The organism is Cellvibrio zantedeschiae, from assembly GCF_014652535.1.
In the GTDB taxonomy this organism is placed as follows: Bacteria; Pseudomonadota; Gammaproteobacteria; order Pseudomonadales; family Cellvibrionaceae; genus Cellvibrio; species Cellvibrio zantedeschiae.
Window position 1 is genome coordinate 369,866 of the sequence record NZ_BMYZ01000003.1, and the last position, 17,573, is coordinate 387,438.

The following is a 17,573-nucleotide window of genomic DNA, read 5'->3' on the forward strand; positions in this document are numbered from 1 at the left end:
GCGTTATTAATTAAGGTTTTACTAAACGTATGTTATCGAAGCTGACATTCATTGCAGCCGTTGGCTCGATTACAAAAATGTTGGAGATTGAGGATAAATTAGCAATACCGCTTTGAATTGAATTACCTTTTGCAATTAAATCTGACACGTTGATTCGGTATTCGCCCCATACACCTGTTGCGGGAAGCGTTGCCGCTACATCACTCACGCTTGGCCAGCCGCTATCCATTTTAATTAGCAGTTTTGCGCCCTCGGCCATGCTGTTAACTTTTAAATTAAATACCAATTCGCCGCCCGTTCCCCATGTGCTCAAATTTGCTGAACCTGCCGGGATGTTGAAATAAACATTCCCTGTTGCGCCAGTTTTCACCACATTTAATACAGTACCGTGATCAGCCTCGGCAATTTGCGAATAGGAAATTGCGCCGTTTGGATTGTATGAATCAAATTTCAAACCCGTCGCCAAGGCATCGTCATACATAGTGAACAATGGTGGCGCAGCAAATTCACCGGTAATTCTTGGGTGGCCTGTTAGTGGTTTGATTGCAGAATCAACATTTGTTGCACAGCCTTTCCCTGTCGTTGGGTTCGCAGGGCAGCGATAAACTTTTACAGAATCAACCAACATTTCTTGCGGGAATGTTGTAGTGCCGTCTGGATTGCCCGGCCAGTTGCCGCCAACAGCAAGGTTCAACAACATATGGAATTTTTGATCAAAAGGTGCGTTCTCATTTGTTGATCCTTTGGTGAACCAACCTTTTTTATTTTCTGTTTGGAAATGTTTGTTATCCACGTACCAACGAATTTCGCCCTCTTCCCATTCAATGGTGTAGGTGTGATATTCCTCCCACACATTTTTTGGCGGTATGTAGAAAGTCCCTTCATATTTATTGTTTGGCCACACATCGCCGTAATGCAAAGTGCCATGCACTTTATTACCGTATGCTGCTGAACCAGAGTTCACTGCTTCCATGATGTCGATTTCACCACTTAGCGGCCAACCGCCATATTTCCATTCCGTTGGCAGCATCCAGATTGCTGGCCATATGCCTTGGCCTTGCGGCAATTTCGCACGAATTTCCATGCGACCATAAGTCCAGTCACCTTTATTTTTGGAACGCAAACGCGCCGATGTGTAATCGCGTTTAACAGAGGTATCACCAGCGTTATAACCCGGGTCGTCGTCTACTTTTGCCTGACCGCTAAAACTTTCTTTTTTCGCCACTATGTGCAATTTGCCATCTGCAACGAATGCGTTATCTGCACGATCTGTGTAGCACTGCAATTCATTGTTGCCGCCGCCGGTGCAATTTTTTTCAAATGACCATTTGGTGGTATCTATAGCAGAACCATCGAACTCATCGTTCCACACCAGCTCCCAGGTATTTGAATTTGCCGGTGTGCTTGAGGATGAAGAACTTGACGATGATGGCGCTTCACTGCTGGCCACTGAGCTGCTTGATGTAGACGCAGACGAGCTAGCCGGAGGAGTATCAGATTTGCCACTACCACCTCCGCCACAGGCGACCATGGTTAATGCAATTGCGTTAAGTAAAAGTAGTTTTTTCATTGGGTGTTCTCCGATGTTTCGCGTTTTATTATTGAACAGGTACGAAATAGCTCATACCTGGCTTGGCTTTACGTATTGATCTCGTTTACTGCAAGTGACTCCCGGTATTATTCCTAACCCTATACACAGGTGATGTACTCTGGCGCACCTTATAGATTCATTTTTGATAGTGACTTTTTTAAAACGTGTCTCCAGATAAGGAGCGTTTATTTTTTATGGAGTGCGCCATAAGGCATCCACAATTCATAAATTTTGTTTGCGCAAAAAAGCCCCCGAAACCGGGGGCTATGCAAGGAGAGCTAACAAGAATGGAAAGGGGTCGGCTTGACGTACAAAAACTCCTGACAGACTTGCTAACGCCCAAATACGGCCTGACCCGTATCTAGGTTCGGTGTTTTGGCGCTGGACTTATCGAGTTATGACAACGCCGAAACAAAAACTGGTTGGTAAAAAAGCTTTACCGTGAGGCGAATATTGCGGAGATTTGATTAAGGTGTCGTCCCACTTTCAAAATTCTTGTAAGGTGGGGCTGTTCACTTTTTTGCGGAGGGTTCGAATAAGCGTTTGAACAAATAACTTTGCTAGAACCTGCAGTATTTAATAACCAAAACATAAATACTCTAAAGCTTAAAGTAATTTCAGTTCTTAATAATATTGTTTGGGATGTTGTAGCTCGAAAAATAGAAAACAAACTCGGGCTAATCCGCCGGGTTTTAAAACGGCTAGCAGATTCACTGCTAGCCTCGATACATTCCATTTTTAATGACGTGTTCCAGCAGTTCGCGGTTTGAGGGTAAACCGGCGATATATTTGGACACTTTATTGAGCGTGGCATTGATATTTTTTATACCGCCATCCACGTTTTCCAACATTTTTGGATAAGGCTGGGCCAGGGTTTCAAAGCCCATTCCGTAAAGTACATATTGGTAACTTGCAGAAGGAAAGACTTCTTCGTTGTGGATAAAGTCGTTGTAATAAGGTGCGCGGTGACGCCACAGGGTCAGTAATTCTTTCAAGCCGTCTGGCGTGGATGCCGGACTCGCTGCATCGCGCCAGTAATCAGTGTCAGTGCGCTGCGTTAATACATAATGTAATTTGAGGAATTCAATAACGCGCGACCAACGATATTCAAAAACCTCGTTAAAACGTTTTTCAACAATATGCATCACTTCGCGGGTTGCTGGCATTTCACTGCTGATTATATTGACAGACAACTCTACCAACGCGAGGGCAGAAGCTTCCAGTGGTTCGATAAAGCCCGCCGACATACCTACAGCCACACAGTTTTTGTGCCAGAATTTTTGGCGGTGGCCCGCGCGAATGGATAATTTCCTGCAACCTAATTCTTCGGCTTTTTTCTCGCCAATGGCTTTAGCAATATAAGCACGCAAAGTTTTTTCTGCTTGTTCATCTGAAATATGCGCGCTTGAATAAACATGGCCCGTGCCGCGGCGCGAGCTTAAACCAATATCCCAAATCCAACCCGCGTCTTGCGCGGTGGCGATAGTGGGCGATGCAATAGGTGAATTTTCTTCTGCATAAGGTGCTTGGATTGCGATGGCAGAATCATTAAGTGAAAATTGTTTTTTTTCTACAAACGGAATTTGGAAATGCTGGCCAATGAGCAAGCAACCTAGGCCGGAACAATCGATAAATAAATCGCCGGCAATGTCACCGCTATTTTTTGTGGCGATGGATTCAATATCACCATCTTCAGCGGAATTAATATGCGTAACATGATCGAGCACATGTTTTACGCCTAATTTTTGCGTGCAATGTTTTTGCAACATCATGCCAAATTTTCCGGCATCCAAATGATAGCCGTAGTTGGCAACACCGGCGTATTCCGGTGTATTGAATTGTTTGGGCGCGCGGCCCGCTTCGCACACATGACTCTGCTCGCACATGGCATCAGCGAAAGGAATATTTGCAAAACCTGCTTGCCACGCGCTCACTAAATTGAATTGTGTATAACCATTGGGCAAGGTGAAGGGGTGATAATAAAAATCATCGCTGCGGCCATTTTTCCAGCCGACAAATTTTGAGCCCTGCTTAAACGCAGCACTGCATTCGCGAATAAATTCTGTTTCGGAAAGGCCAATAGTCTGCAATGTTTTGCGCATGGAAGGCCAAGTGCCCTCACCTACACCTATGGTATTAACATCGGGTGATTCCACCAAGGTGATTTGCAATCCGGTTTCGGTGTTAGTGCTATGTTGTGCCGCCAGAAGACCTGCGGTTAACCAACCTGCGGAACCGCCGCCGACAATAACAATTTGCTTTATGCGCTTTTCCATCGAATAACTCACTTATTTTTCGTTGTATTCCCAGTCTTGCTTTCGCTGGTTTTTTGGAGAGGCAAAAGAATAGGGTTTTGAACTTTATTTTGATAGCCATCGCTTATAAAAAAAGCCGCTGTTTCCAGCGGCCTTTTTTCACTTCCAAATTTCAAATTAACAGGTTTGAAATTAGAAGGTGTAACGAGCACCAACAGTGTAACGTGGGCCGAGGATTTCAAGGTTCCACAATTGCACTTGTGTACGACCGTGACGACGCTTGTCTTCACCCAACAAGTTCAAACCTTCTAAAGATACGCTGAGTTCTTCGCTAACTTGGTAGCTGATGCTTGCATCCCAAGTTTCAAAGGCTTCAGTGTAGCCAGGTTCGTTGTTGTATTGGTTAGCGGTATCGAGGAACTTGTCACGCCAGTTGTAAGCAATACGCGCTTGCAAACCGTCTTTGTCGTAGAACACAGATCCGTTTGCAGAATCACTCATACCCACCAACGCAAATTGGGTACCCAATTTTTTGTTGTCGTAAGCGATGTCGCCGTTAACGGTGGTGTAGTTCGCAGAAACACCAAAGCCAGACTCACCGAACATGTGTTGAACCGCGAATTCAGCACCGTCGATAGTTGCGCTCTTGTTGTTGATTGGCGTGTTGATGTGCCAAACAGCAACCGGGTCTTGATCGTTAGGAATTACGTTACCGTTTGGACCTTTGTCGCCCTGGTTAGCCAATACCTGGTCATAGATCTCTTGCTTGCTAGGAGCAGTGTTGCCCTTGGCAATCAATTGAGCTTTGGCAGCTTCAGCACGTGGACCTTTGGTCACGTCACGCAAGCCGAACAAAGTACCGTCAACAGCTTGAGTAGAGTTGAAGTTGTCTACGTCTTTACGGTACAGACCGAGAGAAACGTAGCTTGAATCTGAGTAGTACCATTCGATGGACGCATCGAAGTTGGTAGATTCAAGTGGCAACAGACCTGGGTTACCTTGGTCAGCAGTGTAAGTTCTGAAATCGCCTACACCTATATCCGCTCTCAAGTTACCGTAAGTTGGACGCGCAATAGTTTTGCTCGCAGACAAACGGCCTTTCAGGTTTTCGGTCAAGTCGATGTCGAAGTCCACGCTTGGCAAGGTGTGGTTGTAGCTTGCGTCACGGCTAAATGCTTGCAGATCGGCAGAAGCATCAGATACGAAGTCGTCGTCACCAGTCCAACGGATGCGAGTTGGGTTCGCCGCTTTGGTGCTAGAGGTGATGTCGGTTTTCTCGTAACGTACGCCAGCCAATAAGTGGTAAGCCTTACCGCCCAATTCGCCGCTCAACTTGTATTGCAAGTAAGCTGCTTGAACGTCTTCTACGATACCGCGGTAGGTAGATACACGTGGTTTAGCTTCGAACTTGCCACTTGGCGGGAAGTCACGGAAGTTTGGCAACTTGCCGTTTTGGCTCTCAACCCATGCAGCAACTTCGTTGAAGTCCCAGTCCATACCGCCGGTGAATGAAGTACCGAGGTTGTAACCTTCGAAGTCAGCCAGGAAGTTACGTGGAGTCCAGAATGAATCTGGTACGTTCTTCGCGTCTGTACCACCCCAGTCACCGAATACGATACAGCAGTCACCACGGCTACGGCCGAGGTAATCGTTAGAGCGTGATTCGATACCGAAATCCAGGCTGCTGTCTTCAAACTTATAGCTACCGTCTAAACGGATTTGCTCAATGTCATCGCCTACCCAGTTGTAGTTGGTAGTACCAGCAGTGGTGGTCATGTCGCCAGCGTCCAACTTGCCATTGCCATTGCCGAATACTTTATCGTCAATAGATACGGTCATGATTGGCAGAGCCGGGTTCCAGTTCATGCTTTGTTGCTTAACAACGTTAGCCGCTACTGACAAGTTCAAGTTACCGCGTGGATCGTATTCGCGAGTTTCAGCTTTAGCTTTGAAGTAGTCGAAAGTCAGGCTCAAATCATCTGTTGGGTTGAACTCAAGGTTGAAGCCAACAGCGTTGTTCTCGCGGTGGTTACCTTGCACTTGGCGTGCAAAGCTGATGTCTTTTGGAGAATCGATATATTCAGTGAACAACACTGGCGTTTTAACAATGTCGTTGTCAAAGGTAACCGCAGAGCGAGAGCCTACGAACCATACTGATTGCTCGATACGATCCTGGTGCCAATCCAACTCGGAATAGGTGTAATCCAAAGTTGCTTTGATGTTGTCATTTGGCTTGTATTGGAAGGTCAACTGGCCGTTGGTACGCTCACGCTCCTGGTCGCCCAGGGTCAAACGGAAGTCAATTGGCGTTGAGAACAAATCGCCGTCTTTTGGAGCATTGGTTACAACACCTTTACCTTGGTAGGTACTGAAGTTGTCATTGCCTTTAGCTGAGTTCCAAACACCGGTATTCCATTGTTGGCTGTAAGCGCCTGAGTTGCCCTGGTCACGTTTTTGGTAGCTACCAGTCAAAGCAACACCAATGGTGTCGTCAGCGAAGGTGTTGCTGAACAGACCAGAAACTTCCGGAGTAATAGAAGAACCTTCACGTACGGTAGTGTCGTGTACGCCTTTGGCACCAATGCTCGCTTTCAAGCCTGGGCTATCCAATGGACGCAAGGTTTTGATGTTAATGGTTGCACCAATACCACCGCTGGCTACACCCGCACGACCGGTTTTGTACACTTCCAAACCACTTACGCTTTCAGAAGCCAAATCAGCAAACTCGAATGAACGAGAGTCAAAACCTGACGATGGCATCATGCGACCGTTCAAGGTAACCAGGTTGTAATCCGCACCGAAACCACGAACGGTTACTTTAGAACCTTCACCACCCGCGCGGTCAATCGACACACCGGTGATACGTTGGAGAGATTCTGCAAGGTTGGTATCTGGCATCTTGCCGATATCTTCCGCAGAAATTGCATCAACTACACCGACTGCCTGACGCTTGATTTCCATCGACGCTTGCAAAGAAGCCTTGATACCGGTAACTACAATTTCTTCTGCGTCGTCTTGCGCAAAAGCTACACCGCTGAAGCCCGCTATTGAAGCTATGGCACTAGCGATGATTTTCTTTTTAAAGCTAACTGTTTTTTGCATGGAGTAATTCCTCAAACCGTTATTGTTATCGTAACTGCGAGTTGGTGCCGCGCTCTTGGGATTGCCGCAATCCTTCCTGCCAGTTACCACACTGGTCTTATCATTCGGATAGACATCTGGCATCTAACCGCGGGCTATGGTCACGATTTCGAGGAATCTCTTCGTCCCACTATCGATTTTTTACCTAACGTGGGAAGTTCACTTAAATTTCATTTAGGTGGGAATGTTGCTTTGTTATGCAAATCAACAAGTTATGAAATTTTTGCGAAAAAAGTTCAGTTTAATTAACGCGCATTTCTCATTTTTTTTGCGCGTTCGAATAGGCGGAAAAACATCAACAGAACCTTTTCAGGCATTTTTTTTAGAAAAAATTCCAGCAAACAGGTTTGAACTTCGCTAATTTTTTTGCGTTGAACACCTGCGAGTTTCTACTGCGAACACTTTAAGGCGAACAAAAAAACTCACTTTAATGTAAAAAGTATTGCGTAAAAAAAGTGCACATGAGAAAGTTGACAGCGCTGTCTTTTGAATGCAAAAAAATATTGCTACAGAAGAATGTCAGCAAAAGGAAAACCGTTTTGCTGTAAAAAACGGAAGCTCCGTTTAAAAACGATTGTTGTTTTTTTAAATCAGGCGCACATGGATTGGAAAATATAAATAGCAGTACTCTCCATTTACAAAAACAGTTAGCTTATAAAATGTCTGACAAGTTTATCCGCACCGCGCGTGAGCAATCATCTCGCGTTCAGGATGAAGTAAAAGAAATTCGGCGATTGGTATGTATGATTTATTCATATAGTCTTACCAAAACATCTCGGCCACGTTGCCAAGTCTCGTGCAACTTATGACCAGATGTTAGCGCTGCCAAAGTCTCTGTCAGATCAAAAATAGATTGGAGAAGCCGCTGCAAGCAGCGGCTTTTTTTTATTGCCTCGCGCTTTGTTTTACATCAGCAAATTTGCAAATTGCCTTGTTTCCTCACTCCTACCCTTTACGTATACTGATCTCTCGCCCAAGTCTTCATAAACAGCTAATCACCAGAACACACTTGCTAACGCCCAGCGCACAGGAATCCCATGGCTAACCCGGCTTTATTGAATATCACTCAAAAGGTAAAAGAAATTGAAGGCTGTTCACCGCAGTCACTACCTGCCGAGGTTTTAAATTCTACCGAGCCATTGCTATTAAAAGGATTGGTAAAAGACTGGCCGCTGGTGCAAGCCGGTTTGCGTTCAGATGAAGAAGCACGCGATTATTTGCGCAAATTTTACCAGGGCTATCCGGTAACCGTTTCTACCAATGTGCCAGAGAATCGCGGCCGTTTTTTTTATAACGACGATTTCTCGCAAATGAATTTTGCTACCCATACCGCAACACTTGATATGGTATTGGATAAAATCTTTGAACATAAAAACGACACACTGCCACCATCGATTTACGTAGGTTCCACTACCCTCGATGCCTGCTTGCCCGGCATGCGCGCTGAAAATGATTTAAACATGAATGATTTAAATCCATTGGTGAGTATTTGGGTTGGCAATCAAACTCGCGTTCCAGCGCATTACGATGCACCCGAAAATATTGCCTGCGTAGTGATTGGCAAACGTCGCTTCACTTTATTTCCACCTAACCAAATTGAAAATCTTTACCCCGGCCCATTAGATTTTACACCCGCAGGCCAAGTGGTCAGCGTGGTTGATTTTCACAATCCCGATTACGAAAAATTTCCGCGCTTTAAAACTGCACTGGAAAGCGCACTGGTTGCCGACATGGAACCGGGTGATGCTTTATTAATACCAACTATGTGGTGGCACCACGTGGAAGGCTTAAGCAGTTTTAATATGCTCGTGAATTATTGGTGGCGGCTTGCACCCAAATATATGGGGCAAGCAGTCACTGTACTTAACCACGCCATTTTAAGCATTCGCGATTTACCTGAACACGAAAAAGCCGCGTGGAAACATATTTTTGATTACTATATTTTTGGTGATTCAAAACATGCGGGAGAACATTTGCCAGAAGCAGCGCGTGGTTCTTTAGGTGAAATTGATGAAATGCAATCGCGTAAGTTGCGGGCATTGTTGTTGAATAAATTAAATCGTTAGTTATTCATAATGTAATTCAATGGGGAATCGTCATCCTCGCGAAGCGGGGATCCAGCTCTTAAAAAGAGCTATGTAAAATCAAAAGCTGGAACGCCAGCCCGGTGGATCCCCGCTACGCGAGGATGACGATTCCCTACTTAAATCTTTCCCGCTCACACTGAGCTTGTCGAAGTGTGCTTACCAAAATCCTTCGACTGCTTCGCTCAGGACATGCCGGCTAGGATGAGCGAATAAAAATTTCACCAGAATAAAAAAACCTCAACCACTTTCATGGTTGAGGTTTTTTTATTTTCGGATTTAGTAAAAGTCTAACTTACCAAACCACTTGTGCCCATGCGGTATCAGTCGCGCCAGTTGCTTGGCCAATAGTGTAGAAATATTTCACCACCGCACCAGCTGGAATGCCCGTTACCGTTAAAACATTAGTGTTATCTGCATTGTGAGTCATGCGCACGTTTTGTTGCGCACCATTGTTAATGGTGTAGTGAATATCAGCCCAAGGTGCAGCATTCGCGTAGAACTTCACGCTAGTGGTACTCAGCACTTGGTAGCCATTGCCAGTTGCTGGCATAGAACTGGATGCGCTGCTAGCTGCTGAACTTTTGCTGCTGCTAGATGAACTGGCCGCAGAAGACGCCGTACCACTCATGGTGAATTGTACCCATGCGGTATCAGTTGCACCCCCAGCTGCCAAACCTACGGTGTAGAAATATCTTACGGTTGCGCCCGCTGGAATTCCTGTCACCGTTAAGGTGTTGCTGTTATCCGCATTGTGGGTCATGCGCACGTTTTGCTGTGCACCGCCGTTAATGGTGTAGTGAATATCAGCCCATGGTGCGTTGTTCGAGTAGAACTGAACGCTTGTGCTACTCAATACCGTGTGGCCATTGCCTGTTGCTGCAGAAGAAGCGCTAGAGCTTGCTTTGCTGCTTGAAGTGCTGGCAACGCTGCTGGCTACTGAACTTGAACTGGAGCTAGCCGCTGAGCTGCTTGAACCAGAGCAAGTGGTGGTGCCTGGGTTAGCATCTACCGCGTCACCACTCTTCTTCATACGGAAGCTGTTCGCAGGTACAGCGAGTTTCATGCCGTCTGAATAGCTTACGTATTGCGCTGTGCAACCAAAGTTGTAGGCGAGGTAAGTTTTCACACCGGATTTCTCAAAGGCTACCGCTGCTGGGCTGTTAGCAGTCAACGCACCAGTACCCGTTGCAAGCGTACCCAATTGCTTAAGGGTGTAAATCCATTGATAGGTGTGAGCTTTGGTTTCGCCCTCTTCTGGCGTGTAGTTGAAACCGTAAGTAGTCATATCGTTTACAGCAGCTTGACCGTTAGTCATAGCCCAGATATTCCACCATACATCGCGCCATTGGCCGTTTGGTAAACCAGAAGGTTTACCGTTGCTAGACTCGGTCATACCCAAAGTCACGTAGTTAGCCAAATAGTCCGGACGCTGGCCGATATGCAATACCAACGGGCTCAAAGGCAAGCCCTGAATGCCGAGGATGTGCGCATAAGCGCCGCTGAACCAGGTACCAAATACATGGCCGTTGCCCCAGATAATAGAGGTGGTCATTTTTGGGTAAGACGCATCGAAGTTATCGTAATCGCCAGTCAGACCACGGTAGCGGTCGTAGTTGTTCCAGTATTCCCAGTAGGCAGAGGTAGAAGACGCATGCAGGTACATACCGCGCTCGGTAATGCTGTTGTTGCCAGTGATTTGGCCGTAAAGAACCATTGCACCGTAAGCGTTAGCCGCTTCTGAAGTTGATTCGTTGTTGTTACCCAACACGAAGTTAGCGTGGCCAGATGCCCATGAGAAACCATAAGCCGGGTCGAAGTTGCGCAAGTAAGGGAACATGGCATCGTTGCGATCAGCCGCGTAGTCACGAATCAACAACTCAACCATAGGACCGTATTTGCTAGAACCACACCAGCTTGCATCTACACGGCAGATTTCCGCAGCAGCACGCACAAAGTAGCCGTAGTGGAAGTGGTGGTCATTCAACTGTTGTTGCGCGCCGAATGACTCATCGAAACCGAGCAAGGTGTTCCAGTTGTTGTCGTAAGCGAAGTACTTGGTTGTATCCAAACCACCGTTAGTATTGGCGCGGAACCAGTCTTGCAATTCGCCTTTCAACCAATTGATCAGCTGGTCAGCTTCGGTATTCATGCCGATACCGCGAGCGATAGCTGCCAATTCCGCCACTTTGCCGTAGTTTTTACCAGCCCAGTAGGTATCAGTTGCGGTGTTCCAGTTAGCAGAACCCTGGTTGATAAACTCGGTCACGAAGGCTTTCAATTGAGTCAGGTTGTAATCGCCAATGCCCGCAGGCAGGGTTGGCAACACACCTACGTAAGGAATGGTGTAGCTAAAGCCGTTAGTGGTGGCGAATTTGGTCACGCCACGTGCACTGCGGATTTTGTAGCTGGTTACCGCTTGGCTGGAGTTTTTCCAGGCCAAAGGCAACATACCCACCATAGTAGTTACGTTTGAGCCATTGAATTGGTACTGATGGCTAACGGTCACTTTGTTGGTGTTGCGGTCTACCGCATAGTTGATGTTCACCTTGTCCACACGCTGCGGAGCGTATTGGGCGAAGGCTGAAATCATGGCGCTGTCAGGTGTACCTGTTACTTGTGGCAGCAAGGTAATAGTGACGCGCTTGCTGCTGTTAGCAACACCAATCGCTGCGCTATTTACGTTGCTGAAGGTGGTGGCATCGTGTCCGGTAATGAGGAAGTTATTGCGATCGCCCGCAACATCGGTCCACACACCCAGGCTATTGCCGCTTTGGTAGAAGACCCCTTTTTCACCGCTATCCGCCGCTTTGGTACGGATAACAATGTTGCCCTGCAATGCTGTGAAATAAGCATAGGGCGAGCCGTGTACAAAGGTCGCTTCCATCACTGGCGTGCTGCCGCTGTTCCATTGAACAGTTACTGAGCCGTCGCTGTAATCTTTCAAGTAAGCTTCCATGTTGGCGTAATTGGTGTTTCCAATTGCCAAGCCATCAAAGACTTCGCTGAACGGATCAGGAATAGAGTAAGCGGTTTGGGTCGCGCTGGTGCGCAGGCCGCCGGGGATACCCAGAATACGTGCGCCGCGATCAGTAATGCGCGCGGTCATTGGATCGGGAGTAATGTAGGCCGCACCTGCAGAATCACCTACTTTCATTTCGCCAAAAAACGAAATCGAACCCCACCAACGGTGAGTCATAGTCGGTTTGCTAGTAGCAGGAGCTACTTTTTGTGGGTAGATCGGCGTTGGAGTGCCAATTGGGCTGCAGCTGCTCACACCGGGAGCGACCACACCAGCACTGAAAATCCAGTTACCGTGGTCAACCGCGCACTTGTAGCCAGCTGGGTTTGCACTGTCGCTAATGTTGCCGGCGCCGTAGGTTGTTAGGGCCGCACTGCTGTATTGCGCCACGCCGAGCGTAGTCAACAATAATAAAACGGGTTTTATTTTTAACATTTTGGGAGTGTCCTCGTTATTGTTAGATACGAACACCCAGCGCGCCAATCCCCTTTTTAAAACTTCGTCCCCCCTGTTAAAACTGCGTCCTCAACTCTCTCGACCAGGCACTGAAGGTTACCTGATCAGACTATGCGTGACGGCTCAAGGCATCGTCCCAGATTGACGATTACCAGCAACATGGGAGGGTTCACTTTTAAAAATCGCACAGCGGCACGCTCACCTGACACCTTTGTACACAATGACGGCACCGGGGGTGACAACGGGAAATCCGCACATAAAAAACCCCTCATAGCGAGGGGTTCACGAACGCACAAAAAGTTAGATTGTTTGACGACGACGAGCAAACGCCAGGCTGGCCAAACCAAATACTACCAACACCAATGTTCCTGGTTCTGTTACCTGTGTTGGTGGTGGATCCTCACCCGCTGGGGTACTGCGGCCATAGTAGGTAATGTGAGATACATTTTTAACTTTGCTGCAATCGTCGTAGGCTGGTTTATTGCCTTTGGCATCATGGTGTACACAGAGGTTAGGGAACTCGTCATCGGCCCTGAAAGGGGAATACCAATCACCACTGGTAAAGGTGGGCGTTAAAAGGTAGCCCAATAAAGTTGTACCTTCGCCATTCTTAAAAACAAGCATGATGTTGGCATAGGTGCTCCATTCATTATTTGTCAGGGACCAAGTGCCACTCTGGCCATCCCCTGCCGGGTCATCCTTTTTATCAAAATAAACCCAATCACTGCTGCCAAAAAACCCCTCGGTATTTACCGTCATGGGGTCGCTAAGGTAGTCCTGGAATTCGGTGCTGCGCTGGCAGGCACTCGCATGTTCAACCAGGCTCAGGGTATTAGCCCCGGTACAAGTCACTAAAGTTGCATAGCTATTAAGCGTTATCCCGAGCAGAGCTGACATGAGGAACGCTTTGAACATGAAATACTTATTCATAAAAGCCTCCAAAAAAAATCCCGCTTGAAAATCATTACCGCAAAAAAATCGTAGCAATTTTATGCGCCAACCGCCAAGACTCCTTGGACGCCAAAAAAAATTTGTATAGACCTCAAATGACTAATGAGGTGCCACAATTTCTAGGGTAAATACCTTAATTTGAGGAGGGAAGGGAACCATGTGCTTTTAGAAATCATTGCTGGGGAATTTGTAAACAACAAAATTCAAAACGGCCAAAAATGTTGCGGCAAATTTTGCTTACGGAGAAGCGCACTAATATCCATGCTGAGTGCAACACCGGCATGTACCAAAACACCGCCCCAGATAGAACGCGAGCGCAGCGCCAATATGCCAAGGAACAGGCCAAACAAAATTGCGCCTGTTGCCTCAAGCCAGAGTTTAGGGAAGTGAATCATTAAATAGGGAACGCACATTATCCAAATTGCATTGGCACCTACTGCAGGGCGTAAGGCATTGAGGATAAATCCACGAAAGAAAAATTCCAGACAAATAAACTGCGTGAGATACAAAAATTCCCAGGCAATTAAATCAGCCCAGCTTCTGCCTGCCTGCGAATAAAAAGGATAATGGTTGACGAAATCCTTACCCAAACTGACCAAATACACAAAAAGCAAAATCGGGCTCAGCAGCAATAAATAACCGCGCCAATGTTGCGGCGCTTGATTAAGCTGCCAACCAAAATCGCGCATGCGCACTTTAAAGTGGTAGCGAATCAAAAGCGCGGGCACTAACACATAGCCAATCGCCAATACACTCGTCCACCACACATAGCCACACAATTCCCACACACCGGCGCGCACTAAGGGCTCAACGTAATAATTGCTCGGCAGGTTTTTCCATTCTGCAACTGAACGCAACAACGACAGCAAGTTATCGGAAAATTTTCCGTAATGCATAAACAGCAAACAGACGGAGACGCAGGCGAGTACGGCAAACACGCGGCGTAATGCTTGCGGGCGATTCATTGAATAGGAAGGTGACTGCGCATCAATGTCGTCGAGCACAACCAAAATATTTTTAGGGTGGAGTTTTTCTAGCATTATTTTCTCTTTATTGTTTTATGACTCTTAGTTCACTAAAGGGCAAATAGGTTTTTGCATCCTGAATATAAAGTTCAACTGACGGTTTTTCAGATTCCAGAAAACGATTAATCGCCTGTTGAAAATCTTCACGCACTAAAAAATGATTTGAATAGGTTGCTATAGGTTCAAATCCGCGTTGTATTTTATGCTCGCCCTGCGCACCACCATCAAAACGCTGTAAGCCATGTTTAATGGCGTATTCAATGCCCTGGTAATAACAAGTTTCAAAATGCAAAAAATCATATTCCGCCAAACACCCCCAATAGCGACCATAAATAGTTTTGCTATCGACAAAAAATAATGCCGCCGCTATAGGCTGATTGGCTTTGCGCGCAATTATCATTAAACAATGCTCGGCAAGATTTTCGCGTAGTAATTCGAAAAAAGTTTCTGTTAAATAACCTGTATGGCCACTGCGCTTTAAATAGGTGTTGCAATAAAATTGGTAAAATAATTTCCAATCTTCTTTGTTAATTTCTTGTGCCCTGCTAGCGATAAAATCAATGCCCTGCTCTGCTACTATACGCCGCTCTTTATTAATATTTTTTCGCTTGCGCGAAGTCATGGTCGCAACAAAATCATCCCAGTTTTTATAGTCGCGATTAAACCAATGAAACTGTGCGCCTAAACGTTGCGAAATATTCTGTTCAACCAAGAGCGCCGACAACTCTGCTGATGGAAATAAACAATGCCAGCTGGATGCATTTATGTTTAGCGCCTGGTTTTTTATTGCTGCCACAATTGCGGGCAAAAGTTCTGCCTCTCGCTTCGTGTTCTTTGATAAAAGCCGCGTACCCGAGCAAGGTGTAAAAGGAATGGCATTAATTAGTTTTGGATAATAATTAAGGCCATAGCGTTTATAGGCATCGGCCCAGCTCCAATCAAAAACATATTCACCGTATGAATGCGTTTTTTTATAGAGCGGCATAGCGGCGATTAATTCGTCGCCCTCATACGCAACCAAATGCTGCGCTTGCCAACCTGTACCGGCGCCCACACTGCCACTGGTTTCCAGCGCGTGCAAAAATTCATAGCGCACGAAAGGGTAATCTTCAGCGCATAACGCATTCCAACGCTCAGCGCCAATCTCGGCTATTTGAGAAATAAAGGTAATTTGCATGGGCCGATTCTACCCTAAGGCGTAATCAATTAAGGCAACCAAATAAGGAGCAAGCAAACAATGCTCGTGCAGCGCCCTTTCGCGACATATTAAGACACTGTCTAAGGCAAGACTGGTCATTCTTGGCATGCTTACAGTAGAATCGCCCTTCCTTTGGTCACTCTGGATTTTCAATGCCAAGCGCAGAACCCGACCCTGAATGTCAGTGTCACAGTCTATACCCGCGTAAAACCTGCTCTGCATCTACGCCCTCGCTCCTTAACTTGTTGGTGAGGTATTAGCGGTGGAATGGATTTTTGACCCCACAGCCTGGCTGGGCTTGCTCACACTCATCGTGCTCGAGATCGTTCTCGGCATAGATAACCTTATTTTCGTCGCCGTACTCGCCAACAAACTCCCCAAACATCAGCGTGATCGCGCACGTATGATCGGTTTGAGTTTAGCGCTAGTGTTGCGCCTCGGTCTGCTCGCCGGTATTTCCTGGATGGTGAGCCTTACCACGACGCTATTTACGGTATTGGGTCAGGACCTTTCAGGGCGTGATCTAATCCTGATTTTTGGCGGACTGTTCTTACTTTTCAAAGCCACCATCGAGCTGCATGAGCGGGTGGAAGGCAAGGTCAACACGCAACGTGGTTCCCGGGTGCACGCCGCCTTTTGGGCCGTAATTACCCAAATAGTTGTGTTGGATGCGGTTTTCTCCCTGGATGCAGTCATTACTGCCATAGGTATCACCAACCACCTTCCGGTCATGATGCTTGCAGTCATCTTTGCCATGGGCATGATGATTATCGCCAGCAAGGCCCTGACCGATTTCGTTAACAAACACCCTACGGTCGTTATGCTCTGCCTGGGTTTCCTGTTGATGATTGGCTTCAGTTTGGTTGCCGAGGGCGCAGGTATTCACATACCCAAAGGCTACCTCTATGGCGCTATCGCCTTCTCGGTATTAATTGAATTCTTTAACCAACTCGCACGCTCAAATCGCACTCGCCACCTTATCGGCGAGCGACCCCTGCGCGACCGCACGGCAGAAGCGGTATTGAAACTCCTGGGCGGCCGCAGCGACGCTGATGAAGTGGGCGATGACATAGTTGCTATGGCTCATCCACAAGGCGAAGAGCTGGTATTTGAAAACAGCGAACGCCAAATGATTCGCTCAGTGCTGCAACTTACTGATCGCTCCGTGCAATCACTTATGACACCACGCCCCGATATCATTTGGGTAGACGTGAACGCAACGCCGGAAGAATTACTTAACGTTCTTAAAACTACGCCGCAAACACGATTATTAGTTGCGCGCGATGAATTGGATAATTTGCACGGTGTTGTGCAAAGTCGCGACTTGCTTGCCGCCGCACTCAGCAATCAACCACTCGACCTTGCGGCATTGGCCGTAGAGCCACTTGCAGTTCCTGAAGGAACCAGCGCCTTAAACGTATTGGAAATGTTGCGCCAACAAGCCGTACCTCTCGCAATTGTGATCGACGAATACGGCAGCATTAAAGGCGTGGTCACCACCAGCGATTTGCTCGCCGCAATTGCCGGTGAATTGGCAGATAGTAACGAAGCTCCCTTAGTGGTCGAACAGGAAAATGGTTGGCTACTGGACGCCAGTATTTCACTGGAGCAGCTCGAAGAATTGTTGGAAACAGAACTTGTCCGCGAAGAAGGCGATTACTTCACGCTCGCAGGTCTCTTGTTAGAACAGCTCCAACATATTCCAGTTGTAGGCGAGACCATTAGTATCTCCGGTTTTATCTTTGAGATTAAACAAATGGAAGGACGCCGAATTTTGCAAGTACTCGCTTTAAAAGATCCTGCAGCTGAAGATCACGGAATTTTTTAAATTTAACTGTTGATATTAAGAA

9 protein-coding genes are annotated in these 17,573 nt (G+C 46.8%); 2 read left to right on the forward strand and 7 right to left on the reverse strand.

Translation table 11 applies throughout. The features are described from left to right. Positions 1 to 10 precede the first annotated feature (10 nt). The 3 genes from IE104_RS15715 to IE104_RS15725 all read right to left on the reverse strand — a co-directional run bounded on the left by IE104_RS15715 (position 11) and on the right by IE104_RS15725 (position 6,948). Positions 11 to 1,570 carry a glycoside hydrolase family 16 protein gene (locus tag IE104_RS15715; protein WP_189420242.1) on the reverse strand — a complete coding sequence of 520 codons (1,560 nt, stop codon included), beginning with the start codon at positions 1,568 to 1,570 and terminating at the stop codon, positions 11 to 13. A gap of 737 nt (positions 1,571 to 2,307) precedes the next feature. Continuing rightward, entirely contained in the window at positions 2,308 to 3,867 is a 1,560-nt protein-coding gene (locus IE104_RS15720) for a tryptophan halogenase family protein (protein ID WP_189420244.1), read from the reverse strand. A gap of 171 nt (positions 3,868 to 4,038) precedes the next feature. Next, positions 4,039 to 6,948 (reverse strand): TonB-dependent receptor, encoded by a 2,910-nt coding sequence (locus IE104_RS15725; protein WP_189420246.1) that lies wholly within the window; start codon positions 6,946 to 6,948, stop codon positions 4,039 to 4,041. 1,076 nt (positions 6,949 to 8,024) lie between these two features. Between IE104_RS15725 and IE104_RS15730 the strand changes: the two genes are divergently transcribed. Continuing rightward, on the forward strand, positions 8,025 to 9,053 hold the full coding sequence (locus IE104_RS15730; RefSeq protein ID WP_189420247.1) for a cupin-like domain-containing protein: 1,029 nt from the start codon (positions 8,025 to 8,027) through the stop codon (positions 9,051 to 9,053). A gap of 313 nt (positions 9,054 to 9,366) precedes the next feature. Here the strand turns inward: IE104_RS15730 and IE104_RS15735 are convergent, their stop codons facing one another. The 4 genes from IE104_RS15735 to IE104_RS15750 all read right to left on the reverse strand — a co-directional run bounded on the left by IE104_RS15735 (position 9,367) and on the right by IE104_RS15750 (position 15,702). Further along, positions 9,367 to 12,528: a glycosyl hydrolase gene (locus IE104_RS15735; protein WP_189420249.1), complete on the reverse strand. Its 3,162-nt coding sequence runs from the start codon at positions 12,526 to 12,528 to the stop codon at positions 9,367 to 9,369. A 321-nt stretch (positions 12,529 to 12,849) separates the two neighbouring features. Further along, positions 12,850 to 13,479, reverse strand: coding sequence for a PEP-CTERM sorting domain-containing protein (locus IE104_RS15740; protein ID WP_189420251.1), 630 nt, complete (start codon positions 13,477 to 13,479; stop codon positions 12,850 to 12,852). A gap of 224 nt (positions 13,480 to 13,703) precedes the next feature. Further along, complete coding sequence (locus IE104_RS15745) at positions 13,704 to 14,540, reverse strand: CPBP family intramembrane glutamic endopeptidase (RefSeq protein WP_189420253.1); 837 nt, start codon at positions 14,538 to 14,540, stop codon at positions 13,704 to 13,706. Between the two features lie 10 nt (positions 14,541 to 14,550). Then, the gene (locus tag IE104_RS15750; protein ID WP_189420255.1) at positions 14,551 to 15,702 is read right to left on the reverse strand and encodes a GNAT family N-acetyltransferase; all 1,152 of its coding nucleotides are present in this window, start codon (positions 15,700 to 15,702) and stop codon (positions 14,551 to 14,553) included. Positions 15,703 to 15,985: 283 nt separating this feature from the next. On the opposite strand from IE104_RS15750, the gene IE104_RS15755 reads away from it, so the two are divergent. Further along, positions 15,986 to 17,551 (forward strand): TerC family protein, encoded by a 1,566-nt coding sequence (locus IE104_RS15755; RefSeq protein ID WP_189420264.1) that lies wholly within the window; start codon positions 15,986 to 15,988, stop codon positions 17,549 to 17,551. The last annotated feature ends 22 nt before the right edge of the window (positions 17,552 to 17,573 follow it).